Annotated in this window: 19 protein-coding genes; 12 read left to right on the top strand and 7 right to left on the bottom strand. The window is 71.6% G+C overall.

The genetic code is table 11. The annotated features are described in order from the left end of the window. The first annotated feature begins 47 nt into the window (after positions 1-47). From ACIBCU_RS19950 to ACIBCU_RS19920, 7 genes are all read left to right on the top strand, one after another. Positions 48-2,954, top strand: a complete 2,907-nt coding sequence (locus ACIBCU_RS19950) for a Na+/H+ antiporter subunit A (RefSeq protein ID WP_399232767.1) — start codon at positions 48-50, stop codon at positions 2,952-2,954. Next, entirely contained in the window at positions 2,951-3,544 is a 594-nt protein-coding gene (locus tag ACIBCU_RS19945) for a Na(+)/H(+) antiporter subunit C (protein WP_362932473.1), read from the top strand. The genes ACIBCU_RS19950 and ACIBCU_RS19945 overlap by 4 nt, the downstream gene beginning before the upstream one ends. Further along, complete coding sequence (locus ACIBCU_RS19940) at positions 3,541-5,190, top strand: Na+/H+ antiporter subunit D (RefSeq protein ID WP_362932471.1); 1,650 nt, start codon at positions 3,541-3,543, stop codon at positions 5,188-5,190. Before ACIBCU_RS19945 ends, ACIBCU_RS19940 begins: the two co-directional genes overlap by 4 nt. After that, positions 5,187-5,819, top strand: a complete 633-nt coding sequence (locus ACIBCU_RS19935; RefSeq protein ID WP_362932469.1) for a Na+/H+ antiporter subunit E — start codon at positions 5,187-5,189, stop codon at positions 5,817-5,819. Before ACIBCU_RS19940 ends, ACIBCU_RS19935 begins: the two co-directional genes overlap by 4 nt. After that, positions 5,816-6,139, top strand: coding sequence for a monovalent cation/H+ antiporter complex subunit F (locus tag ACIBCU_RS19930; protein WP_362932467.1), 324 nt, complete (start codon positions 5,816-5,818; stop codon positions 6,137-6,139). Before ACIBCU_RS19935 ends, ACIBCU_RS19930 begins: the two co-directional genes overlap by 4 nt. After that, complete coding sequence (gene mnhG, locus ACIBCU_RS19925) at positions 6,136-6,546, top strand: monovalent cation/H(+) antiporter subunit G (protein ID WP_399232764.1); 411 nt, start codon at positions 6,136-6,138, stop codon at positions 6,544-6,546. Before ACIBCU_RS19930 ends, mnhG begins: the two co-directional genes overlap by 4 nt. 93 nt (positions 6,547-6,639) lie before the next feature. Beyond that, positions 6,640-7,371 (top strand): CDP-alcohol phosphatidyltransferase family protein, encoded by a 732-nt coding sequence (locus ACIBCU_RS19920; protein WP_399232762.1) that lies wholly within the window; start codon positions 6,640-6,642, stop codon positions 7,369-7,371. Here ACIBCU_RS19920 and ACIBCU_RS19915 read toward each other — a convergent pair. After that, positions 7,340-7,789: an adenylyltransferase/cytidyltransferase family protein gene (locus ACIBCU_RS19915; RefSeq protein ID WP_362932464.1), complete on the bottom strand. Its 450-nt coding sequence runs from the start codon at positions 7,787-7,789 to the stop codon at positions 7,340-7,342. The genes ACIBCU_RS19920 and ACIBCU_RS19915 overlap by 32 nt on opposite strands. A gap of 117 nt (positions 7,790-7,906) precedes the next feature. Between ACIBCU_RS19915 and ACIBCU_RS19910 the strand changes: the two genes are divergently transcribed. The 3 genes from ACIBCU_RS19910 to ACIBCU_RS19900 are packed head-to-tail and all read left to right on the top strand — an operon-like array spanning position 7,907 to position 12,101. Beyond that, positions 7,907-9,184 (top strand): glycosyltransferase, encoded by a 1,278-nt coding sequence (locus ACIBCU_RS19910; protein ID WP_362932462.1) that lies wholly within the window; start codon positions 7,907-7,909, stop codon positions 9,182-9,184. Beyond that, positions 9,181-10,866 (top strand): lipopolysaccharide biosynthesis protein, encoded by a 1,686-nt coding sequence (locus tag ACIBCU_RS19905; RefSeq protein ID WP_362932460.1) that lies wholly within the window; start codon positions 9,181-9,183, stop codon positions 10,864-10,866. The genes ACIBCU_RS19910 and ACIBCU_RS19905 overlap by 4 nt, the downstream gene beginning before the upstream one ends. Further along, complete coding sequence (locus tag ACIBCU_RS19900; RefSeq protein WP_399232759.1) at positions 10,863-12,101, top strand: hypothetical protein; 1,239 nt, start codon at positions 10,863-10,865, stop codon at positions 12,099-12,101. Before ACIBCU_RS19905 ends, ACIBCU_RS19900 begins: the two co-directional genes overlap by 4 nt. On the opposite strand, the gene ACIBCU_RS19895 is transcribed toward ACIBCU_RS19900, so the two are convergent. Next, on the bottom strand, positions 12,070-13,584 hold the full coding sequence (locus ACIBCU_RS19895) for a hypothetical protein (protein WP_362932456.1): 1,515 nt from the start codon (positions 13,582-13,584) through the stop codon (positions 12,070-12,072). The two genes, ACIBCU_RS19900 and ACIBCU_RS19895, sit on opposite strands and share 32 nt — an antisense overlap. A gap of 121 nt (positions 13,585-13,705) precedes the next feature. On the opposite strand from ACIBCU_RS19895, the gene ACIBCU_RS19890 reads away from it, so the two are divergent. Beyond that, positions 13,706-14,863 carry a glycosyltransferase gene (locus ACIBCU_RS19890; RefSeq protein WP_362932454.1) on the top strand — a complete coding sequence of 386 codons (1,158 nt, stop codon included), beginning with the start codon at positions 13,706-13,708 and terminating at the stop codon, positions 14,861-14,863. Positions 14,864-14,867: 4 nt separating this feature from the next. On the opposite strand, the gene ACIBCU_RS19885 is transcribed toward ACIBCU_RS19890, so the two are convergent. Genes ACIBCU_RS19885 through gmd form a run of 5 tightly spaced genes read right to left on the bottom strand, consistent with a single transcriptional unit; the run spans position 14,868 to position 22,435 of the window. After that, complete coding sequence (locus ACIBCU_RS19885; protein WP_399232756.1) at positions 14,868-15,695, bottom strand: glycosyltransferase family 2 protein; 828 nt, start codon at positions 15,693-15,695, stop codon at positions 14,868-14,870. Continuing rightward, positions 15,692-16,402: a hypothetical protein gene (locus tag ACIBCU_RS19880; RefSeq protein WP_362932450.1), complete on the bottom strand. Its 711-nt coding sequence runs from the start codon at positions 16,400-16,402 to the stop codon at positions 15,692-15,694. The genes ACIBCU_RS19885 and ACIBCU_RS19880 overlap by 4 nt, the downstream gene beginning before the upstream one ends. Continuing rightward, entirely contained in the window at positions 16,399-18,654 is a 2,256-nt protein-coding gene (locus ACIBCU_RS19875) for a LamG domain-containing protein (protein ID WP_362932448.1), read from the bottom strand. The genes ACIBCU_RS19880 and ACIBCU_RS19875 overlap by 4 nt, the downstream gene beginning before the upstream one ends. Further along, positions 18,651-21,425 (bottom strand): LamG-like jellyroll fold domain-containing protein, encoded by a 2,775-nt coding sequence (locus ACIBCU_RS19870; protein ID WP_399232754.1) that lies wholly within the window; start codon positions 21,423-21,425, stop codon positions 18,651-18,653. Before ACIBCU_RS19870 ends, ACIBCU_RS19875 begins: the two co-directional genes overlap by 4 nt. Beyond that, entirely contained in the window at positions 21,422-22,435 is a 1,014-nt protein-coding gene (gene gmd, locus ACIBCU_RS19865) for a GDP-mannose 4,6-dehydratase (protein ID WP_362932444.1), read from the bottom strand. Before gmd ends, ACIBCU_RS19870 begins: the two co-directional genes overlap by 4 nt. A gap of 115 nt (positions 22,436-22,550) precedes the next feature. Between gmd and ACIBCU_RS19860 the strand changes: the two genes are divergently transcribed. Continuing rightward, on the top strand, positions 22,551-23,534 hold the full coding sequence (locus tag ACIBCU_RS19860; protein WP_362932442.1) for a GDP-L-fucose synthase: 984 nt from the start codon (positions 22,551-22,553) through the stop codon (positions 23,532-23,534). Positions 23,535-23,604: the final 70 nt, after the last annotated feature.

Here is a 23,604-nt window from a genome sequence, read left to right as displayed (position 1 = left end):
CGGGGGATATATCTGTATTCGGTGCCCTTTGTTCCGGACCGCCTGTCGTGATCGCGCTCATCCTCTGCCATTTCGCACTGGCGGCGTGCTCGGCGCCGCTCGTGCGGCGGCTCGGCAGATACGCCTTCGTCGTGCTCGCGCTGCCCCCTGCGGCCACCACGGTGTGGGCGGCCACCGAGTGGGGCGGCACGGAGGCGGGCCGGGCGGTCACCTGGTCATGGGAGTGGATCGGCACCTACGACGTGTCCATCGCCCTGCGCCTGGACGCGCTCGCCGAGCTGATGGTGCTGCTCGCGGCCGGGGTGGGCATGCTCGTCCTGCTGTACTGCGCGTACTACTTCACCGACGACTCACCCCAACTGGCCCCCTTCGCCGGGAACCTGCTGGCCTTCGCGGGTGCGATGCTCGCCCTCGTCCTCGCGGACGACCTCATCTCGCTCTACGTGTTCTGGGAACTGACGACGGTCTTCTCGTACCTGCTGATCGGTCACACCAGCCGGCGCAAACAGAACCGCCGCTCCGCCCTCCAGGCCCTGACGGTCACCACACTGGGCGGCCTGGCGATGCTGGTCGGCTTCCTGATCCTCGGCGAGGCCGCGGGCACCTACCGGATCTCCGCGATCGTCGCCGAGCCGCCGGAGCCGACCCTCGCCGTATCCGTGGCCGTCGTCCTCGTGCTGTGCGGGGCCCTGTCCAAGTCGGCGATCTGGCCGTTCAGTCTCTGGCTGCCGAACGCCATGGCCGCGCCCACCCCCGTCAGCGCCTACCTGCACGCCGCGGCCATGGTGAAGGCCGGCGTCTACCTGGTGGCACGGCTCGCCCCCGCCTTCGCCGACGTCCCCGTCTGGCGGCCGATCGTGCTGGTGCTGGGGGGAGCGACGATGCTCCTCGGAGGCTGGCGCGCCCTGCGTCTGAACGACCTGAAGCTCGTCCTCGCCTACGGCACCGTCAGCCAGCTCGGCTTCCTCACGGTGCTCGCCGGGGCGGGGAACCGGAACGCCGCGCTCGCGGCCGTCGCGATGATCCTGGGGCACGCCCTGTTCAAGGCCGCGCTGTTCCTCGTCACCGGCATCGTGGACCACGCGGCCGGCACCCGCGACCTGCGCAGACTCTCCGGCCTCGCCCGCACCACGCCGTACGTCTGCGCGGTCGCGATCCTCGCCGCGGCCTCCATGGCGGCCGTGCCGCCCCTGCTCGGATTCGCCGCCAAGGAGGCCGCCTTCGACGCGTTGCTGCACGGCGACACCGCCGACCGCTGGGTGCTGGCCGTCACGGTCGTGGGCTCGGTGCTGACCGTCGCGTACACCCTGCGCTTCGTCTGGGGGGCGTTCGCCCGTAAGCCGGGGGTCCCCGACACCCCCACCACCCACCGCGTCGGCGCCGGCCTCCTGGCGCCGCCCGCCGTGCTCGCCGTCGCCGGGCTGGTGCTCGGCCCCGGCGTCGGATGGACGGACCGTCTGTTCGCCGCGTACGCCGACGTCTTCCCGGCCCCCGCCCACCCCTACCACCTCGCGCTCTGGCACGGCTTCGGGACGGTCCTGCTGCTGTCCGCCCTGACCTGGGCGGGCGGCGCCGTGCTCTTCGCGCGGCGCGTGACGATCACCCGGTTCTCGCGACGCGTCGCCTGGCCGACCGCGGACAGCGTCTTCGGGCACCTCCTGCTGGGCCTGGAACGTGTCGCCCTCCAGGTCACCGGCTTCGTCCAGCGCGGCTCCCTCTCCGGCTACCTGGCCATCACGCTGATGGTGACGCTCTTCGGCCAGCTGGCGGTCCTGGTCGCGGACCAGCCCTGGGAAGGAGCGGTCGCCCCCCGGGTGTGGGACACCCCTCTCCAGGGGGCGGTGGCCGTGCTCACCTGCGCCGCCGCCCTCTCCTGTCTGACCGTCAGCCGCCGGATGAAGGCCGTGGTCCTGGCGGGACTGACCGGCTACGGCGCGGCGTTGCTCTTCGTCGTCCAGGGCGCGCCCGACCTGGCACTCACCCAGTTCTGCGTAGAGACCGTGTCGATGATCGTGTTCGTGCTGGTGCTGCGCCGGATGCCAGTGCGTTTCGAGGAGTCGATCGGCACATGGCGGCGTGCCATGCGGATCCCCGTGGCGCTGGCCGCGGCGGCGACGGTCGGCGTGGCCGTCTGGGCGGCGGGAGCCGCCCGGGTCGCCGAGCCGGCCGGCGCGGCGATGGTCGAGGAGGTCGCCCATCACGGTCTCAAGGACGTGGTGGCCACCATCCTGGTCGACCTGCGCGCCTGGGACACGATGGGGGAGTCCGCCGTCCTCGCGGCGGCTGCGATCGGGGTGACCAGCCTCATCTACCTGCACCGCCGCGGTGAGACGTCCATGCCGAGGCAGGAGCTGCAGGGAGAGACCGCCTGGACGCTTTCGACCGGGCGGCTGACCGGTCTGCCGCAGGGCGACGACAACGCCCCCGAACGCAGCTGGCTGGCCGCCGGATCGACCCTCGCGCCCGAGCACCGTTCCGTCGTCTTCGAGGTGGTGGCCCGGCTGCTCTTCCATCCCATTCTGGTGCTCTCCCTCTATCTGCTGTTCTGCGCGGAGAACATGCCGGGCGGCGGCTTCGTCGCCGGACTCGTGGCGGGCCTCGCCCTCATCACCCGCTATCTGGCGGGCGGCAGGTTCGAACTGGCGGAGGCCGCGCCGCTGCAGCCCGGACTCTTCACCGGACTCGGACTGTTCGTGTCCACCGGAGTCGCCCTGGGCGGTCTCGTGGAGGGGACCGTGCTGCACGCCTGGACCTACCACGGGCATCTGCCGCTCTTCGGCGACTACCACGTGAGCACATCGGTCCTCTTCGACTTCGGTGTCTACCTGCTGGTGCTCGGTGTGGTCCTGGACATCGTGCGGGCCCTGGGCGCCAAGGTCGACCGGCAGATCGAACGGGCGGCGGGCGTGCTGACCACCGTGACGGAGACCGGGACGGGGGAGTCGAAGCGATGACCATGAGCGCCTCGCTCCTCGCCACCGCCGTCGTGCTCTGCGCGGTCGGCGGCATTCTCATGCTCACCCGGCCGCTCACCCGCATCCTGCTCGGCGCGGTGATCACGGGTAACGGCATCAACCTGCTGGTCCTCTCGGCGACCGGCGCGGCGGGCGCGGCGCCTCTGCTCTACGGCGTGCCGTTCCGGCGGATCACCGACCCGCTGCCCCAGGCCATCGCCCTCACCGCCATCGTCATCACGCTCGCCACCACGGCCTTCCTGCTCGCCATGGCCTACCGCAGCTACCAGCTGACCGGCACCGACGAGGTCCATGACGACCTGGAGGACCGGCGCATCTTCCTGCGCGCCGAGGTGCTGGGGGAGCGGGCCGAGCTCCGTGAGGAGTACCGGGCGGGGCCGCGCCCCACGGGGCAGGAGCGTGCGCGCTACCGCGAGGAACACCGCCGGCTGCGGGCCAGGCTCCGCGCGGACCGCGCCCTTCAGGCCCGGGGCCGGGACGCCGGCGGAGACCTGTGGCACGACGTGCTGGGAGCCGATCCGGAGGACTACGTGAAGGACAAGGACGACGACCGAGGAGCCGCCGGATGAACGCGCTCGTCCCGCTGCCCGTCCTGCTGCCGCTCTGCGCCACCGGGGTGAGTCTCGCCTTCGGTACCAGGCTCGCGCGCTTCCAGCGCTTCATCAGCGTGGCCGTCCTCACCGCCGTCCTCGGTCTCTCGGTGGCGCTGATGATCGCCGCCGACCGCCAGGGCCCCCTCTCCGTCCATCTCGGCGACTTCGCACCGCCGCTCGGCATCACGCTCGTCGCCGACAGGCTGTCCGGGCTGATGCTGACCGTCTCCTCGGCGGTCACCCTCTCCGTCCTCGTCTACTCGCTCGGCCAGGGCATGGCGGACCGGGACAAGGAGACACCCGTCGCCGTCTTCCACCCCGCCTATCTCATCCTGGTCTCCGGAGTCTCCCTCACCTTCATCGCGGGCGACCTCGTCAACCTCTACGTCGGCTTCGAGATCATGCTGGTCGCCAGCTTCGTCCTGCTCACGCTCGGCGGCACCGGCCCCCGGATCAGGGCCGGCTCCACGTACGTGATCATCTCCCTGTTCTCCTCGATGCTGTTCCTCACAGCGATCGCCATGACCTACGCCGCCGCCGGAACGGCCAACCTGGCCCAGCTGGCGGTCCGGCTGCCCGAACTCCCGCTCGGTGTGCAGACCCTGATCCAGGCCATGCTGCTCACCGTCTTCGCCATCAAGGCCGCGGTCTTCCCCCTCGCCGCCTGGCTCCCCGACTCCTACCCGACGGCGCCCGCGCCCGTCACCGCCGTCTTCGCGGGCCTGCTGACGAAGGTCGGCATCTACTGCATGCTGCGGACCGAGACCCTGCTCTTCCCCGGCAACCGGCTCGGCGATCTGATCATGGCCGTCGCCCTCGTCTCGATGCTCGTGGGGATTCTCGGGGCGGTCGCCCAGACCGACCTGAAGCGGCTCTTCTCCTTCACCCTCATCAGCCACATCGGGTACATGGTCTTCGGCATCGGCCTCGCCACCCGTGAGGCGTACGGCGGCGCGATCTTCTACGTCGCCCACCACATCACCGTCCAGACCACCCTCTTCCTCGTGGCGGGACTCATCGAACGCCGGGGCGGGACCAACGAGCTCACCCGGCTCGGCGGACTGGTCAGATCGGCTCCGCTGCTCGCGGTCCTCTTCTTCGTCCCGGCGATGAACTTCGCCGGGATCCCGCCCTTCTCCGGTTTCATCGGCAAGCTCGGACTCATGCGGGCCGGGGTCTCGGACGGCGGCGTCTGGGCCTGGATCCTCGTCGCGGGCGCGACCGTGACGAGCCTGCTCACCCTGTACGTGATGGCCAAGATCTGGAACCTGGCCTTCTGGCGTACCGAGCCACCGGGCCAGGCCGCCTACGGCACCGTCCTGGAGACCGCCGACGACAGCGACGACGAGGACACCGACACCGGGCCCGACCGCATCCCCGGCACGGGCGACGAAGGGGTGGGGCCCCCACCGGCCGGCCAGGCCCTGGCCGCGACCCTGCAGGGGAGGGCCGTCACCACCACGATCCACCCGCCCAGGGCCATGACGGCGGCCACCGCGGGAGCCGTCCTGCTCGGCCTCGCCTTCACCGTGCTGGCCGGCCCGCTGGCGGCGTTCACCGACCGTTCGGCAGCCGAACTCATCGCGCGCCGTCCCTATGTGGAGGAGGTGCTCGGCCGGTGAGGCGCCTGATCACCCTGTCGTACCACAACCCCGATCTCCCGCCGTACAGCGTCGAGTTCGCCGGCCGCAGGCGCCGCGTGCTCGACCTTCCGCTGATCGCCTGGCTCACCCTGATCTGGGTCATGCTGTGGTCCACCCTGACCTGGGCCAACGTCGTCACCGGCGTGGTCGTCGCCGTGGCCGTCTGCCTGGCGTTCCCGCTGCCGCAGGTCGATCTGGGGCTGCGGCTGCACCCCTGGGGCATCCTCCGGCTCGCCGGCTATCTGCTCTACGACATGTACACCTCGGGGGTGAAGGTCACCCGGCAGATCTTCGCCGACCGCCCGCACCGGCCCGCCGTCATCGGCGTACCGCTGCGGTGCCGCAGCGACCTGATGCTCGCCGCGACAGCCGTCTCCGTGTCCAACGTGCCGGGCGGCTCCGTCGTGGAGGTGCGCAGGGCCACCGCCACGCTCTTCATGCACGTGCTGGACGCGGACAGGCCGGAGGAGCTGGAGGCGGCGCGGCGCTCCGTCTGGAAGCTGGAAGAACTGACCGTCCGGGCGTTCGGCACCTCCGACGAGATCGCCCGGGTCTCCGGGCCCCCACCACCGGTCGCCGGGTCCGACGGCGGAGAGGAGGGACCGTGAGCGGCCCCGAGACCGTCGACCGCGTGCTGATCACCGCCGCCGTCGTGTTCGTCGTCGTGGCGGGTGCGCTGCTGCTCTTCCGGATCAGCCGCGGACCCTCCATGCTCGACCGGGCCATCGGGCTCGACGTCTTCGCCGCGGTGATCATCGCGGGGCTGGGCGCCAAGTCCGCTTTGGCCCGGGACCCGTTCTACTTCCCGATCATGCTGGTGCTCGCGTTCCTCGGCTTCACCGGCTCGGTGGGCATCGCTCGCTTCATCGCCGTACGCGACAAGCCGCTGTCGCGCCGGAAGGCCGGCGGGAAGGAGGGGCAACGGTGAATGTCTGGCTCCAGATCACGGACACGGCCGGCGCGGTACTCGTCTTCCTCGGCGCGGCGATCTGTCTCCTCGGCGTCGTCGGCATGCTCAAGCTGCCCGACGTCCTCTCACGCAGCCACGCGGCGACCAAGCCGCAGACCCTCGGGCTGCTGCTGGTGCTGGCCGGGGTCGCGCTGAGGCTGCGCAGCGGGATGGACCTGGCGACGCTCGCCCTCATCGGCTTCTTCCAGCTGATGACGGGCCCGGTGGCCGCCCACCTGGTGGCCAGGTCGGCGTACCGGACGGGGCAGATCGAGCGCGGTGAGCTCCTCTTCGACGACCTGGACGCACAGCTCACCGAACCGGGGCCCGGCCCCGGTGGCGAGCCGGAACCGGGGGGTGGATCCGAGCGCGGCCAAGGGAGTTGAGCGACCCGGAGCACGGTACGTCTCCGTATCCCCACGCCCCGCACATGATTTCTGCGATGATGCGCCGGGAATCCACCGGGCGCTGGGGGGCGTATGGGAAGCACGGGTACGGTGCTGCGCGAATTGCGCGGCGCGCAGAAGTCGTCCAAGGGTGTCTCGCTCTACTCGCGGTACGTGAACCGGCCGGCCGGGCGTCTGCTCGCCGCCGGTGCCTTCCGCGTCGGACTGACACCCAATCAGGTCACCTCGGTCAGCGCCTTGTTCACCTTCGCGGCGCTCGCCGGCGTGGCCCTCGTGGAGCCGTCCTGGTGGCTCGGGGCGGCTGTCTACGCCGGTCTGGCCGTCGGCTTCGCCTTCGACTCCGCCGACGGGCAGCTCGCACGGCTCACCGGGCGGGGCGGGCCGGACGGCGAGTGGCTCGACCACGTCGTGGACTGCGCGAAGATGATCCTCGTCCACAGCGCCGTACTGATCTCCTTCCACCGCTTCGGCTCCCTGCCCGGCGAAGGCTGGCTCCTGCTGCCGCTCGGTTTCCTGTTCGTCGCCGTGCTCACCTTCTGTGCGGGGCTCCTGCGGGAACAGCTCGGCAACGCGGCGGCCCGCGCCGCACCGGTACCCGAGGGTCCCGCGGCGCCGGTGTCCCGGATCCGGGCGGTGGCTCTGCTGCCCGCGGACTACGGGGTCTTCTGCCTGGTCTTCCTGCTGCTCGGCGCACCCGGGGCGTTCCGCGCCGGGTACGCCGTACTCGCGGCCGTGCACGCCTTGTTCCTCGTGGCGTTCCTGGTCAAGTGGTTCAGGGAGCTGAAAGCGTTCCGGGCCGGCTGACGAGCACGTCCAGTGCCCGGCGCAGCTGGGTGCTGGACGTGTGCACCGTGTACGGGAAGTAGACGACCTCCACCCCGACCTCGGCGAAGTCCCGCTCCAGACGTTCGCCCTTCTCCGTACCCCGCCAGTCGTCGCCCTTGAAGATGACGTCGAAGCGGACCTGCTGCCAGGTCTCGACCTTGTCCGGAACGGTCTCCACGAACGCCGCGTCCACGTGACGGACACTGCGTACGATCTCCAGCCGCTCGGGCAGCGGGATCACCGGTCTGTGGCCCTTGGCCAGCTCGGCCATCTCGTCGGAGACGACTCCGGCCACCAGGTAGTCGCACTGGCTGCGGGCGTGCCGCAGGATATTGAGGTGGCCGACGTGGAACAGGTCGTACACCCCCGGCGCGTAGCCGACTCTGTGCTGCACCATCCGTTCTCTCCCCCCACGGTGGAACTGGTTCAACGACCTTACTGTGAAGAACACTTGTGCATCCCGTGAACGGATAAGCTCGGAGGAGAGGCTGTTCCGGGGGGAAGGCGATCACCGTTGTCCGCAGCTGAGCATCTGAGACCGTTCGAAAACCGCAGACTTCTCGTGGTCTCCACCAACTACGCCCCCGAGCTGACGGGCATCGGGCCGTACGCCACGCAGCTCGCCGAGCACTGGGCGGCGTCGGGGGCCAGGGCCGAGGTCCTGGCCGGCATGCCGCACTACCCCGCCTGGCGGGTGGACGAGGGGTACCGGGGCGTGTGGCGCAGGGAGGAGAGCCGTGAGGGTGTGCGGATACACCGGCGACGCCATTATGTGCCGCCCCGTCAGACCGCCCTGCGCCGAGGCGCGTTCGAGGCGAGCGTGCTCGCCCACGGGATGCTCGCCCCGCCGCCGGGCCGTTTCGACGCGGTGGTCTCCCAGATGCCGAGCCTCGCGGGCGGTGTGCTCGGCGCCCGGCTGGCGCGCCGCCACCGCGTCCCCCACATACCCGTCGTCCAGGACCTGATGGGCGCCGCCGCCGCACAGAGCGGCATCCGCGGGGGAGGCAGGGCGGCGGACGTCGCCGCGAAGGCCGAGCGTTACGCGCTGCGCGGCGCGGCCCTCGTCGGTGTCATCCACGGGAGCTTCGTGGAGGGGGTCACCGCCCTCGGTGTGGACCCCGGACGCATCCGGGTGGTCCCCAACTGGACCCACGTGCGGAGCCCTTCGGCCGACCGGGCCGCCACCCGGGCCCGCCTGGGCTGGGACGGCGCCACCCCCGTACTGCTGCACTCGGGGAACATGGGCCTCAAGCAGGGGCTCGACGTCCTGGTCGGCCTGGCGCGGCTGGCCCCGGACATCCGGGTCGTCCTGATGGGCGACGGCAACCAGCGTGACGGACTGCGCGAGCTGGCGGCCGGGCTGCCCAACCTCGACTTCCTGCCGCCCGCGGACGCGGACGACTTCACCGATGTGCTCGCCGCCGCAGATGTGCTCGCGGTGACCCAGCGGGCCTCCGTGCTCGACATGAGCGTGCCGTCCAAGCTCACCTCGTACTTCGTCTCCGGACGCCCTGTCGTCGCCTCCGTGGCCGACGGGGGCGGCACGGCGGACGAGGTGCGCCGCTCGGGCGCGGGCGTCCTCGTGGCCCCCGAGGACCCGGCCGCGCTGCTCGGCGCCGTACGCCGGCTGGCCGCCGACCCGGTGACGGCCGACGCGCTGGGAGCGCACGGTCCGCGCTACGTCGCACAGCACCTGAGCAGGGAGGCGGGCCTCGCCCGTTTCGACGCCCTGCTCACCGAAGCGCTCGGGGACGCGCGAACAGGTGACACACGAGGGGGAGCACGCCGATGACGCACCAGATCCGGCCTCCGGACGACCAGGACGAACCGGCGCTGCTGCGCGACCAGTTCCGCCAGCTCCTGCGCTACCGCCTGCTGCTCGCCGGGGGCGTCGTCGTGGGCCTTCTCGGCGGGGGCTTCCTCGCCCTGAGCGGCGACGACACCTACACGGCCACCGGTGAGGTGCAGGTGCGTTCCGCGACCGCGGACCCCTTCGCCACCGGGGCCTCCGCGGACAAGGGCATCAACATCGGCTCCGAACGGCAGACAGCCGTCAGCGACACCGTGGGCGACCTGGCCGCCGGGACCCTGCTCAAGAAGGGCGACGACGTCACCGCCCGGAAGCTGCTGGCCGGCCTCCAGGTCACCAACCCGCCCAACACCCTCACTCTCCGCTTCTCCTACACCGGGGCCGCCCCCGAACAGGCCAGGTCCCGCGCCGAGGCGCTGGCCAACGCCTACCTCGCGCACCGGAAGGCGCGCACCCAGGAAAGCCTCGACAACATGGCGAACGGCTACCGCGCGCAGCTCGAACCACTGGAGGAGAAGCGCGATCTGCTGGAGGAGCGGACCGGCGTCGACGCCGCGGACGACGTCAGCAGCGCCCGCGCCAACATCATCGTCTCCATCTCCGAGCTGAGCCGGAAGATCTCCGAGCTCGAGGCGCTCGACACCACCCCCGGCTACCTCAACAAGAAGCCCGTCGCCCCCACCGAGCCCGCCGGCGCGGGTCTGCCGCTGCTCCTCGGGCTGGGCGCCGTCGTCGGCCTCGCCCTCGGTCTGCTGCTGTCCTGGGTGCGTCTCGTCTTCGACCCCGCCGTACGCTCACCCCGCGAACTGGTCCGCTCCCTCGGGGCCCCGCTGCTCGGCACGCTGCCCAGGGAACGCGCGGCGGGGGACGCCCTGCTCGCGATCGGGCGCAGCGGTTCGCGGCTCGCCGAGGAGTACCGCGCGGTCGCCTTCCGGCTCGCCTACGACCCGTCGTTCGCCGAGCGGCGCAGGCTCCTGGTCACCGCCCCGCGCGGGGACAACGCGGCCGCGGCGGCCGCGGCGGTCAATCTGGCCGCCGCCTTCGCCGAGATGGGCCGTGACGTCCTGCTCGTCGAAGCCGATCTGCGTACCCCCTCCCTCGCCCATGACCTGGGGCGGGCGGCCCACGAGGTGCGGCCGCCGCGCTGGGCCGCCGACGAGAGCGACCGCGGCTGGCCGGCCGGCGGCCGCTCCAACGTGGACGTGCCCGGCTCCGGGGCGTTCGCCCTGGTCGCCGGGGTCACCGCGGACAACGTGCCGCGCGCCCTGACCTCCGCGTCCGTCGGACGGATCGTGGCCGAGGCCGACCGCCCGGGCGCCGTGGTCATCGTCCTCGCCCCGCCGGTGCTGTCGTACGCCGACGCGGTCGCCCTCGTCGACCGCGTGGAGGGCGTCGTGATCGTCTGCGACCCGCGCGAGGTGCACCGCAGCGACCTGGAACGCATCCGCGAGATCATCGGCGCCTCCGGCGGCTCGGTGCTCGGCGCCCTCCTCCACCCCGGCCGGGCCCGGCTGCGCCGCTCGGAACGCCGGCACAAGTCCGCCCGGCGCCGCACCGGCGGCCCGGACGGACCGGCCGCCGACGCGGACGCGCCGGAGACCACCGGGAGCCCCGACGAGACCATGGGGCTGCGCTCCTTCACCCTCCCGGGGGCGCGCCGGTGAGAGCCCGCACCGCGATCCTCTGCTCGGTCGCGGACCAGGGCGTGGCGGCGCTCACCAACATCCTGGTGCTCGTGGCCGCCGCCCGGCTCTCCACCGTGGCCGACTTCGCCCGCTTCTCGGCGGTCTACCTCGTCTTCACGGTGCTGCTGGGTGTCTCCGGCGCGTACGCGGGGCAGCCCCTGGTCCTCCGGCGCGGCGGGGGCGAGGACACCCGGGGCGCCTGCCGCTCGGCCGTCGTGTTCACCGTCGGGGCGTCGGCAGCCCTCGGCGCCCCGCTGGCCGCCGTCTGCCTGTTCGTCCCGGGGGACACCGCCCGCGCCCTGCTGGCGCTGGGCCTCGTCCTGCCGGTGGTGCTGGGACAGGACGCCGTCCGCTACGCCTTCTCCACCCTCCAGCAGACCCATCTCGCCCTGACCGGGGACCTGTTGAGACTGGCCTGCGTGCTGGGCGCCCTGGCCGGCCAGGAGTACGGGGCAACCCCCGCCCGGCTGATCGCCGTCTGGGGGCTCTCCGCCCTGCCGGCCCTCCTGCTCTCCGCCGTGCTGCTGCGCCGCTCGACCGCAGGGGCCCCGGTGTCGCTGCGCCCGCTGCTGACCCGCGGCCACCTCGGGCAGCGCTTCACCGTCGAGTTCGGTGTCGGCAACGCGACCAGTCAGCTCTCCGTCCTCGGGCTCGGCGCCGTCGCCAACCCCCTCCTGGTCGGAGCCCTGCGCGGGGCGACCACCCTGTTCGGGCCGCTCAACGTGCTGTTCACCTCCGCCACCTCCTTCGGCCCCCCGCTCCTCGGCCGGATCGGCGACGAACGGCGCCGGGTGCGGGCCACCGCGGGCCTCGCCGCCGTACTCGCCGCCACCGCCGCCCTCTGGGCCGCCGCACTCGCCCTGCTGCCCGAGCGGGCGGGGCGCGAGCTCCTCGGCGACACCTGGCCGACGGCCGCCGCCCTGCTCCCCGCGACCGGCAGCCAGTACGCGGCGATGGCCGTGGGCACCTGCGGACTGCTCGCCCTGCGCATGCTCGACCCCCGTACGACGCTGAGCATCCAGGTGGTCTTCTCCCTCACCGCCGTGGCCCTCATGGCCGGGGGCTACGCCCTCGGAGGTGTCCCCGGGGCCGCCTGGGGGCTGTGCCTCGGATCGCTCTGCAAGGCCGCCGCCACCTGGACCCGGGTCGCCCGGCTGCGCCGCCGGGGCACGGCGGAGACCCTCAGCGCCGGCGCGCTGCCCGCTGCTCCCTGAACGTGCTGATCAGCACCAGGCACAGCGCGCCTATCGCCAGCTTCCCCGCGGCCTGGAGCAGCGGTCCCCGCAACAGGATGAACGTGTACCCGGCGATCAGCGGCGCCGCGATCGCCAGCACGCTGCCCGGCCCGGGGCCCGCCCGTGTGACGGCCAGCGCGTACCTCCGGTCCGTACGGGCCGCCGCGTAGCCGATCAGCGCCAGGCCGCCGATCATGCCGGACGCGCCGAAGTCGACCCAGAACTCGGTCCACAGCGGAGCCGACAGGTTGGTCATGTTCATCCCCATCCACTCGCCGACCCGGACCCCGGTGTCCTCGGGCTTTCCGCTCCACACGGCCCTGGGTACGAAGAAGAGGGCGGAGCCCGCGAGTTGACGGCCGTAGGTGTGGCCCCGGGTCTCCACCCAGGAGATGGTGTTGGCGAACATCACCGTCTGGTCGTAGTCCTTGGTGGCCAGCGGCTCGAAGACGGAGGCCGACTGCACGGGCCGGTACCCCTCGTCGTCGTAACGGAAGCGGTCGGCGTACGGGAACAGCACCAGGGCGCCCACCACGCCCATCGTGAGCACCGAGCGGTACATCGCCGCACTGCTCGGGAACGCGGTGAACAGCAGGGACACCAGCACTGTCAGGAACCAGTAACGCGCATTGGATATCGGGTTGTTCACGATCAGGTTGACCGCCGCGAGCGTCACCCACACCAGCGCCGTCGAGGGGGAGCGCCGGGCCCGGCGCGAGGTCACCAGGCGCCGGGTGTAGAAGAGGAACGCCAGCAGCGCCGGGACCGTACCGAAGCCCTTCAGGAACGCCGAGCCGACGTTGGACTCCGCCGAGGCCACCCCGCTCTGCGCCACCGTGTCGCTGATCTCCTGACGGCTGGAGAAGAAGACGGCCGGCCCGCCGAGCTTCAGTACGTAGTACGCGCTCGCCAGCAGCGCGAGCAGTACCAGCAGTCGCAGCCTGACCGGGTGAGCCACGGCGGGCCCGCCCGTGGCGCGCGAGGAGGCGCGCCTCTTCAGCGGGCGGCGCGAGGCCAGCAGCGCACCCAGATCGAAGGCCGCGCACCCCACCAGGATCATCGCGATCGCCGTCACCAGGTCGGAGCGCGGTCCCACCATCGGCGTCGGGGTCTGCCCGATCACCACCTGGGCGAACGGCGCCACGCCCATGGCGATGTACACGAACATCCAGAAGACGCCCTGGAGCAGCCGTCTGCGGGTCGACAGGATCATCGTGGCGAGCCGGGCCCCCGCGTAACAGGTCAGGACGAGCTGCAGCCAGTAGGCGGTGTCCCGTACCCCCGAACCGGGCTGGGCGGCGATCACCGCGGGCAGGAAGCAGACCAGGCCCAGGATGAGCGGCACGGACAGCGCCCGCGAGAGCATCGCCCACGTCAGGGGCCTCGCCGGAGGCTCGGCCGGCGGGCGCGGAGCGCTCTCCCGGACGGCGACGGCCCCCACCGACTCGTGCACGGACGTCATGACCCCCCGATCACCGGCCCCGAGGGCCCCATGGCCCACGAACACCTTAACGAATGCGCCCACTTGAGGTGATGAGATGACTAGTCTGTGAACGAAAGGCCCTAGGTTGAGGGGAACCCCGGTGAAGGTCCTGCACATCGTCACGCTGCACACTCCGGACCACGCGTTCGGCGGGCCCACGCGGGTCGCGCTCAACCTGTCCAAGGTCCAGCGCGCCGAGGGCGACGACGCCCGCATCATGGCGCTCGGCGACGGCTTCGCCGGCGCGCTGCCGGACACGGTCGAAGGGGTGCCCGTGCACCTCTTCCAGGCGCGGCACCTGCTGCCGATGTTCGAGGTCAGCGGCATCACCTCCGGCGCCCTGCTGAACACCGCGCGCCGCATGATGCGCGGCGCCGACCTCGTCCACGTCCACCTGATGCGTGACCTCGTGACCCTGCCCGCCGCGCTCCTCGCCCTCGCCACCCGCACCCCCCTCGTCGTCCAGACGCACGGCATGGTCGACCCGACCGAGAAGCGCGTCGCCCAGCTCACCGACCTGCTGGGCGTGCGCACGGTGCTGCGCCGCGCCGACGCCGTGCTGCACCTCACCGAGGCCGAGCGCCTCGACGTGAACGCGGTCGCCGCACCGGTCGCCCTCACCAACACCGTCAGGCTCGTCAACGGCGTCCGGCCGCAGGAGCGTAAGCCCGCCCGGGACGAGGGCCGCCCGCCCACCGTCCTCTTCCTGGCCCGCGTCCAGGAGCGGAAGCGGCCCGAGGACTTCGTCGCGGCGATGCCGGCCGTCCTCGCCCGGCACCCCGACGCCCGCTTCGTCCTCGCGGGACCGGACACCGGCGCGCTCCCCGGCACGCTGGCGCTCGCCCGGAAGCTCGGCGTCATGGACTCGCTGGACCATGTGGGCCCCCTCGGCCACGAGGAGGTCCTCGCGGCCGGGCGGCAGGCCGATGTGTATGTCCTGCCGTCGATCGAGGAGCCCCTCGGCGTGTCCGTCCTGGAGGCCATGTCCGTCGGTACGCCCGCCGTCATCACCCGTACCTGCGGACTCGGCCCCGACGTGGCGGCCGCCGGGGCGGGCCGGGTGATCGACAGCCGGGTCGGCCAGGACGCGGAGAACGCCCAGAAGGTCGCCGACGCGGTCCTGGAACTGCTGGAGCCCGAGGCCAACGACCGTGCGGGGAAGGCCGCATGGAACCTGGTCAACGAGCAGTTCACCATCGAGGCCGTCACACGGACCCTCCGGCGGACCTACGAGGACGTGGTCCGCCGGAGGGCGTGATCCTTCAACCCGTCTTCGCCTCACGGGACTTCAGCGCTATCTGCCAGCGGTAGAAGCTCATCGCCAGCGCGAAGTCCAGACCGGCGCGCCCGTCGAGGAAGCCCCGGCGGTAGACGTACATGTAGGCGAAGGACACCAGCGGCTTGAACGGCGCCTTGTGGAAGAGCTGGCCCTGACGGGACTTCACCTTCCGCACCTGCTCCTTGACATCGGGGTGGTGCTCCAGCCAGGCCTCCCAGTCGGAGTAGCGGTTGTGCCGCTCGAACCAGGCGGTGACGGGGTCCAGGTCCTGGTGCTCGATGGGGTTGCTCAGCGCCCCGGCCGTCGTCGCGACCGGCTGGTAGTGCCCCTCCACCTCCCCGATACCGGGCGCGGCGAGGTCGCCGACCTCCGGGTAGTAGCACCGGGTCCGGTCGGTCAGGGACCGCTTGCGGATCGTGTAGCCGTGCCGCAGCCGCTTCCCCGAGAACCAGTAGCCCAGCGGGATGTCGTACGCGGCGGGCTTCGGGCTGTCCGCGTCGGCGAAGATCCTCCGCAGCTCCGCCAGCAGCCCGGGACTCAGCCGCTCGTCACCGTCGAGCAGCAGGATCCAGTCCAGGTCCGTGCGGACGTTCTCCAGGCACCACTGCTTCTTGCGCGGATGGCCTCCGTCCCAGGTGTACGTGACGACGTCGGCCCCGCACTCCTCGGCGATCTTCGCCGTGTCGTCGGTGCTGTGGGAGTCCACCACGACGACCGCCTCGAAGTGGCCGAGGACCGACTTCACCGCCTCGGCGATGTTCAGGCCCTCGTTCTTCGTGGGGATCGCCACGGCGATGGGCAGCTTGCTCATCCGTTGTCTCCTTGGGGCAGCCAGGCGTAGCAGCCTGTGGAGGTGAAGGTGCGCGCGGAATCCGGGACGGTGATCTCCACCTGCTTGCCGGTGGCCGAGGAGCCCGATGCCTGCACCTTGCCGTTCGCCCCCGCCACCTGCCAGCTGCAGGCGTTGGTGGGCGAGGCGGCCCTGTACCGGCCCGGCCGGATCTTCGCGCCCTTGTACGTGCCGTCGGCGTACCCGAGCGCGGCCTCGTCGACGAGGTCCTGGTGCTGGGGGCAGAGATGGGTCACGGCCGGCTCCGCGTCGGTGACCTCGCCGGCGACGATCGCACCGACGGCGATGTCCCGGTCGGCCTTGACCAGATAGCGGAGCCTGTCACAGGTCTCCTGCCCGGTCTGGAGCACCGCGGCCGGATCCATCCCCTTGGGGACGCGGTCGGTCAGATACTCCTTCTGCTTCTTCGTGAAGGAGCCCGTGGCCGGGGTGATGTCCCCGGCGGGTGCCTTCGGCGTACGGCTGGATCCCTGGGGCCGCGGTGTCGTCGAACCGGCAGCCGGGCCGGCCACGGAGGGCGTGGCGGAGGCCGCCGCGGACGGCGTGCTGCCCGCGGCGGCCTCCCTGCCTCCGTCGCCGGACCCGCCCGACCCGCCGGACGAGCCGCAGCCGGCCAGCACCGCCGTCGCCAGGGCGACGGCGGCACCGGCCAGGAACGGATATCTCATTCAGCCGTCCTCAGGGCGTAGTGCGCGCTGATCTGGGAAGCGCTCAGCGCGGTCGGGTACACGGCGGTCTCGTCGATCTGACCGGCGAAGAAGTTGCTGGTCGGACGGTTCGGCCAGTTGGCCAGGTTGTCCCCGCCGACCCGCCAGTACCCGGGGTAGTTCTCGTTGGAGGTGTAGAAGAAGTTCGACGCGCGCAGCTGCCCGTCGACGTACAGCGCCATGCCGCCGGTGCCCTGGGTGGCGACGACGTGATGCCAGTTGCCGTCGTTCCAGGCCCCGGTCGTGGTGACCGTGCGGTAGCCGCCGCTGTAGACGCCGAAGACCAGCCGCCCGTTGTTGGCCATGTACACCTGCTTGTCGTAGCGGGTGCTGTTCTGCATCGTCAGGTTGCCGAAGCCGATGACCTTGCCGCCTCTGGTGGTGGTGGTCTTGATCCAGGTCTCCACGGAGAAGCGGGTGGGCTGGGTCTGGAGCTTGTTGCTGTAGGCGTACTCACTGGAGCCGTCGAAGCCGATGGCGGTCGAGTCGCCCGCGATCGCGGCCGGGGTCTGCTGGTAGGCGGGCGCGTTGCGCAGGAAACCGTTGTTCAGCCCGCCCGTGGTGTCCGCCGCGAAGGTGGAGGTGCCCTCGTCGTAGCGCCAGTACAGCGAGGCGCCGTCGGACAGCACCCGCGCCGGGTAGGGCTGCGTCGACGCGGCCACGGTCGCGGACTGTGCGGGGGACTTGGCGCTGGTGTTGGTGCCGTCGCTCGCGGTGATGCGGTACGAGTGCGTCTCGCCCACCGCCACATCGGTGTCGGTCCACTTCAGCTGCGGCCGGTCCCAGGAGAGCGAGTAGCCCGTGACGGTGTGCACGGGGGTGCTCGCCCCGTCCTTGTAGATCCGGTAGGTCAGCTCCCCGTCGTCGGTGTCGAAGCTGGTCTGCCAGTTGACGTCGATCCGGCCCGGAGCGACCGTGGACAGACTGACGTTGGGCACCCAGGGCGCACCGGTGTCAGGGCCGTCGGCGAACCGGGTGAGGCCCTGCTGTCCGGCGCCGTTGACGGTGGTGAACTCCCCGCCGACCCAGAGGTAGTGGTGGCCGCTCTTGTCGGTCTGCGCCATCACCCGGGGTCCGACGGGCTCACCGATGCCGTCGTTGGTGTCCGGGAACCAGGGCAGGAGCGTCGGGTCGTCCACGGACTGGGCGAGCAGATGCTTGCGCGGCTGGTCGGAGAAGCCGCCCATGCTGGCGCAGTCGTGGGCGTGGCTGCCGCTGTACAGCACGCCCGAGTGGACCAGGACGGCCTGGGTGGCGCCGAGGCAGGTGTCCCGCCAGCGCTGCTGGTAGTCGTCGAGGTCGATGGCGATCCGGCCGTCGAACACCCCGCCGCCAGTGCCTTCGTTGGCGGTGTAGAGCCCGGTGGCGTCCGTCGTGAGGTCCTGCACCGTGGAGGTGTTGGGGATGAAGCCCGGGTAGCTCTTCGTGAGCGCGCCCGTCGTGGCGTCCACCACGGCCAGGGCGTGCGAGGTGGTGCCGTTGACGGTGAAGAAGTCACCGCCGAGCGCCACGTGCTGCCCGTCGGGAGTCACCTGGACGGCCCGGGCCACCTCGTCGGCATTGGCCGTCCACGGCAGCAGATCGGCGCCGGTGGTGACGGCGGCGAACTTGTTCCTCGTCTGGCCGCCGACGCTGTTGAAGTCACCGGCCAGGTAGACCGTGTCCGCGGTGACGTCCAAGGCCCGTACCGTCGCGGATACGGAGATCTTGAAGTCCTGGCGCGGCGTGCAGGTCGCGGTGTCGACGGCAGCGATGTTGCTGACGCCGACGCCGTTCACCGCGCCGAACTGCCCTCCCGCGTAAAGGGTTTCCCCGTCGGGTGAGAGCGCGAGGGCCCGTACGGTCGCCGTCCCGGAGGCCAGCGTGAACGACAGGCTGCACCCCGTCGGCGCGCCCGTCGCCGCGTCGAACGCCGCGAAGTTGACCGCGGGCTCCTCCGAGGTGCCCGCCGCCGCGTCAGGCGGCCGGACGGTGGAGAAGGTGCCGCCGGCGTAGACGACTCCGTCCGTCGCGGCCATCGACCAGACGATGCCGTTGGTCTGCCAGGTGGTGAGGTCGTCGGCCGTGATGGACACCGGCGGTGTCAGCGCCGCCGCCGGGGAGGCCCCGGCCGCTGTCGCGGTCAGGGCTCCGGCGAACAGGCAGAGTACGGCGGACGCGGCCCGCACACGGCCGCTTCCTCCAGGTCTCCGCCCCGTGCTTCCGTTCATCATTCATCTCCGAAGGTGAGGACGAGCTGCGGCCGGTAGGCCGCCGTTGCCTCGCTCGACCAGATGCGGAGACTGTCCGTCCCGCTGCTGGTCAGGGCGAGTGAGGAGACGGAGCCGAGGGCTCCGCCCAGTGCGGACGCGTTCAGTTCCGCCGAATGGTCGGTGGAGACGGAGAGCGCGCCGGTGATGGTCCCCAGCACGGACGTGGAGAGCGCCGGCCGGGTGGTGTAGGTGACCGCCGATTCGGTCCACGTGCCGGTGACCGGCACGATGCTGTGGCTCTCGGCCGAACCCGCCGTCGAGTCCGACGAGGTACGGAAGGTGAGCCGCGCGCTCCTGAGCACCTGGCCGGCCGGAGCGGACGGCAGGGTGAAGCGCAGATAGCTCAGGTAGGCCGTGGTGCCGCGTGAGGCGAGCTGGGTGTCGTTGTAGTTCGTGTTCGCCGCCACGCCGTTGACGTACGCGTCCTCGTCGGGGGTGAGGGTGACGGTGCTGCCGCCGGGACCCGGCGGGGTGCCGGCCAGCTCGTGGTGCGCGGCGACCTGCGCGGCGGTCAGCGCCGACGGGTAGACCGCGGTCTCGTCGACCTGCCCGGCGAAGTAGTCGCTCGCGGGGCGGTTCGGCCAGGCGTTGTTCATGGCGTCACCGCCCACCCGCCAGTACCCGTTGTACGAGCGGTTCCCGGTCGCCGTGTTCGTGCCGACGGCCTCCCCGTCGACGTACAGCACCATGCCGGACGGTCCCTGAGTGGCGACGGCGTGGTGCCAGGCGCCGTCGTTGTAGGCGCCGGCCGAGGTGACCGTGGGCCGGGTGCTTCCGCTCTGGACGCCGAACGCCAGCCGGCCGTCGTCCGTCAGATAGACCAGCTTGTCGGAGATGCTGCTGGTGTGGCCGCGCTCCGTACCGATGTTGTTGCCGTACCCCACGATGCGCCCGCCGCTCGTCGACGTGGTGCGGAACCACGTCTCGACGGAGTACGGCGTGGGGGAGGTGTAGTGGTGCAGCCGGTCGCTGTAGACGTACTCGTTCGTGCCGTTGAGGGAGAGCGCGGCGGATCCTGCCACCGCGGACGGCGTGGCCCGGTAGGAGGGCGTGTTCATGTACACCCCGCCGTTGCGGCTCGCCGACGCGTCGGCCGCGAAGGCGCCGCCGGCCTCGTCGTAGCGCCAGTACAGATCGGCCCCGTCGGCCAGCACCTTCTCCTGGTAGGGCGACGCCGACGACGTGGCGGTCACCGCGACGGCGGCGGAGAGCGCGCTGGTGTTCGTGCCGTCGCTCGCCGTGATCCGGTAGCTGTACGACCGGCCCGCGACCACGTTCCGGTCGGTGAAGGTCAGCTGCGGCCTGCTGAAGAACAGCGACGAACCCGTCGTCGTGTACACCGGCGTCGCGCCGCCGTCGCGGTAGACCCGGTACGTCAGGAGGCTGTCGTCCAGGTCCAGGCTGCTGCGCCAGCTGACCGCGACCTCACCGGCCCGCGGCGCGGACACGCTCACCGCCGGTGCGGGTGGCGCCCCGGTGTCCGGCGTGTTCGCGAACCGGGTCAGCGCCTGCTGGCCGGTCCCGTTGACCGTGGTGAACTCGCCGCCGACCCAGAGGAAGTCACGGCCGCCCTTCGAGGACACGGTCAGCGCCCGGGGGCCGACCGGCTCACCGATGCCGTCATTGGTGTCCGGGAGCCAGCCCAGCAGGTCAGGGCTGTCGACCGACTGCGCGGTCAGATGCTTGCGGACCTGGTTGGGGAAGCCGCCCATGGTCGAGCAGTCGTGCACATGGCTGCCCGCGTACAGCACCCCCCGGTGGACCCGGAGCGCCTGCGTCGCGCCCTGGCAGGTGTCCCGCCAGCGCTGTCCGAAGCCGTCGAGCTCCATGGCCAGCCGGCCGTCGAAGGAGGCGCCGCCGGCGCCCTCACCCGCCGCGTACCAGCCGTCGGACGCCTCGTCCGTGACGATGTCCTTGATGACGGCGGACGACGGGATGAAGCCCGAACCGTAGGCGTGGGTGACGGCGCCCGTGGAGGCGCTCGTCACCGCGAGCGCGTGCGAGGCGGTGGAGCCGACGGTGAAGAAGTCACCGCCGATCAGGACGCTGTCCCCGTCCGGGGTCACCCTCAGGGTGCGGCCCGGTTCGTCGGCGTCCGGGTTCCAGCCGGTCAGGGCTCCTTGGGCGGTCACCGCGCCGAAGAAGCGCCGGGCCGTCCCGTTGACGGTCTGGAAGTCGCCGCCCGCGTAGACGGTGCCGTCCGCCGCGACGTCGAGGGCGCGGACCGTCGCGCCGAACTGCGGGGCGAAACCCGCCCGCGGCCGGCAGGTGGCGGTGTCGATCGCCGTCAGGCCGTTGACGGCCGTACCGTTCACGGCGTTGAAGTAACCACCCGCGTACAGCGTGGACCTGTCGGGCGAGACGGCGAGCGCCCGGACCGTCGCCGTGCCGCTGCTGCGGGTGAAGGAGAGGGAGCAGCCGGTGGGCGCCCCGGTCGCCGCGTCGAACGCGGCGAAGTTCACTGCGGGCGTCGTGTTGCTCCCGGCCGGGGAGCCGGCCGGCCGGATGCCCGAGAAGGTGCCTCCCGCGTAGACCACCCCCTCCGCCTCGGCCAGCGACCAGACGATGCCGTTGGTCTGGTACGTGGACAGGGCGTCGGCGGTGAAGCCGACGGGCGGGGTGAGCGCGGCGGCCGGGGGAGCGGAGAGCGCGGTGAGCGTGCCCGCGGCGAGACCGAGCACGGCGGCGAACACACCGCCCCGGGCGCGTCTGAGACGTCCGGCCCCTCTCATCTGTCCACCCGGACCGCGGAGCCCGTGAGCTGGTCGCTCAGCAGCCGGATGTCGGCGTCCACCATGATCCGGGCCAGCTCGCGCGACTTCACCTCCGGCTTCCAGCCGAGGAGTTCCTCCGCCTTGGACGCGTCGCCGATCAGCGCGTCGACCTCGCTGGGGCGCTCGTACTTCGGGTCGTAGCGCACATGCTCGGCCCAGTCGAGGCCCGCGTGCTCGAAGGCGTACTCGAGGAACTGCCGGACGCTGACCCCCTCACCGGTGGCCACCACGTAGTCGTCGGGGGTGTCGCACTGGAGCATCCGCCACATCGCCTCCACGTACTCGGGGGCGTACCCCCAGTCGCGTACGGCGTCGAGGTTGCCCAGGTGCAGCCGGTCCTGCAGGCCCGCCTTGATCCTGGCCACCCCGCGGGTGATCTTGCGGGTCACGAAGGTCTCGCCGCGACGCGGGGACTCGTGGTTGAACAGGATGCCGTTCGTGGCGAACATGCCGTACGCCTCGCGGTAGTTGACCGTCGCCCAGTACGAGTACACCTTGGCCACGCTGTACGGGCTGCGCGGGTGGAACGGCGTCCCCTCGTTCTGCGGGGGCGGGCTCGCGCCGAACATCTCGGAGGAGGACGCCTGGTAGACCCGGGTCTCGATGCGGCTGGCCCGTATCGCCTCCAGCAGCCGGACCGTTCCGAGCCCGGTGACGTCCCCCGTGTACAGCGGTGCGTCGAACGACACCCGGACATGGGACTGCGCGCCGAGGTTGTAGACCTCGTCGGGCTGTATGTCCCGCAGCAGGTTCACCAGCGCGACCCCGTCGGACAGGTCGGCGTGATGGAGCACGAAGGAACGATTCGCTTCCTCGGGCCCCTGGTAGATGTGGTCGATCCGCTCCGTGTTGAAGCTCGACGAACGGCGTATCAGGCCGTGGACCGTGTACCCCTTCTCGAGCAGCAGCTCCGCCAGGTACGAACCGTCCTGTCCGGTCACGCCGGTGATGAGTGCGGTTTTTGCCATGACTCCCCCCTTCTCTGGTCGCCCGTCGGGCGGGTCGGTGCATTGAAATATCGCGATCTGAGCGGAATGCGGCAAAGCGTCACCAGGATGCCGTGCTCCTGGCAGAATCCGGGCCATGACGACTGACCTCCCAGGACCGTCCCAGGAATCCGCCCGCCCCCTGCTGCGCCCCGGCGCCCGCATATTCGTCGCGGGCCACCGCGGCCTCGTCGGCTCGGCGCTGGTGCGCCGCCTCACCGCCGACGGCCACGACGTGATCACCCGTGGCCGGGACGAACTCGATCTGCGCGAGGCCGCGCCGACCGAGGCGTTCCTGCGCGACACCCGCCCGGACGCGGTCGTGCTGGCCGCCGCCAAGGTGGGCGGGATCATGGCCAACAGCACGAGCCCCGTCCAGTTCCTGGAGGACAACCTCCGGATCCAGCTCTCGGTGATCGCGGGCGCGCACGCCGCCGGGATCCAGCGGCTGCTCTTCCTCGGCTCGTCGTGCATCTACCCCAAGCACGCTCCGCAGCCGATCCCCGAGGACGCGCTGCTCACCGGCCCCCTGGAGCCGACCAACGAGGCCTACGCGCTGGCCAAGATCGCCGGGATCGTGCAGGTCCAGTCGTACCGCCGGCAGTACGGCGCCTCGTACATCAGCGCCATGCCCACCAATCTCTACGGCCCGGGGGACAACTTCGACCTGGAGACCTCGCATGTGCTGCCCGCCCTGATCCGCCGCTTCCACGAGGCGAAGCGGGACGGTGCGGACGAGGTCACCCTGTGGGGTTCCGGCAGCCCCCGCCGCGAATTCCTCCACGTCGACGATCTCGCCGCCGCCTGTGCGCGGCTGCTGGAGGTGTACGACGGTGCCGAGCCGGTCAACGTCGGCTGCGGCGAGGATCTCACCATCCGTGAACTGGCCGAAACCGTGCGTGACGTGACGGAATATCAGGGCCGTATCGTCTGGGACACCTCGAAGCCCGACGGCACACCGCGCAAGCTCCTCGACGTGTCCCGGCTCTCCTCCCTCGGCTTCAAGCCGCAGATCCCCCTGCGGGACGGCATCGCCCGCACCTACGCCTGGTGGCTCGGCCGGAACGCTCCTCGGGGCTGACGCTCCGGCCGGACGGCCGCGGTACGCACTGAACCCGTGCACGCCCGTCTCCTCGTGTCCCCCCATCACG

Source organism: Streptomyces sp. NPDC051064 (assembly GCF_044455985.1).
In the GTDB taxonomy this organism is placed as follows: Bacteria; Actinomycetota; Actinomycetes; order Streptomycetales; family Streptomycetaceae; genus Streptomyces.
Note: the sequence above shows the minus strand (reverse complement) of the source record. Positions and strands in the feature narration are given on the sequence as shown.

Bases quoted from the DNA above. Each gene is read 5' to 3' on its own strand.
- ACIBCU_RS19945 (WP_362932473.1), top strand. From the start codon at position 2,951: ATGACCATGAGCGCCTCGCTCCTCGCCACCGCCGTCGTGCTCTGCGCG.
- ACIBCU_RS19940 (WP_362932471.1), top strand. From the start codon at position 3,541: ATGAACGCGCTCGTCCCGCTGCCCGTCCTGCTGCCGCTCTGCGCCACC.
- ACIBCU_RS19920 (WP_399232762.1), top strand. From the start codon at position 6,640: ATGGGAAGCACGGGTACGGTGCTGCGCGAATTGCGCGGCGCGCAGAAG.
- ACIBCU_RS19915 (WP_362932464.1), bottom strand. From the start codon at position 7,789: ATGGTGCAGCACAGAGTCGGCTACGCGCCGGGGGTGTACGACCTGTTC.
- ACIBCU_RS19905 (WP_362932460.1), top strand. From the start codon at position 9,181: ATGACGCACCAGATCCGGCCTCCGGACGACCAGGACGAACCGGCGCTG.
- ACIBCU_RS19895 (WP_362932456.1), bottom strand. From the start codon at position 13,584: ATGACGTCCGTGCACGAGTCGGTGGGGGCCGTCGCCGTCCGGGAGAGC.
- ACIBCU_RS19885 (WP_399232756.1), bottom strand. From the start codon at position 15,695: ATGAGCAAGCTGCCCATCGCCGTGGCGATCCCCACGAAGAACGAGGGC.
- ACIBCU_RS19880 (WP_362932450.1), bottom strand. From the start codon at position 16,402: ATGAGATATCCGTTCCTGGCCGGTGCCGCCGTCGCCCTGGCGACGGCG.
- ACIBCU_RS19875 (WP_362932448.1), bottom strand. From the start codon at position 18,654: ATGATGAACGGAAGCACGGGGCGGAGACCTGGAGGAAGCGGCCGTGTG.
- ACIBCU_RS19870 (WP_399232754.1), bottom strand. From the start codon at position 21,425: ATGAGAGGGGCCGGACGTCTCAGACGCGCCCGGGGCGGTGTGTTCGCC.
- gmd (WP_362932444.1), bottom strand. From the start codon at position 22,435: ATGGCAAAAACCGCACTCATCACCGGCGTGACCGGACAGGACGGTTCG.
- ACIBCU_RS19860 (WP_362932442.1), top strand. From the start codon at position 22,551: ATGACGACTGACCTCCCAGGACCGTCCCAGGAATCCGCCCGCCCCCTG.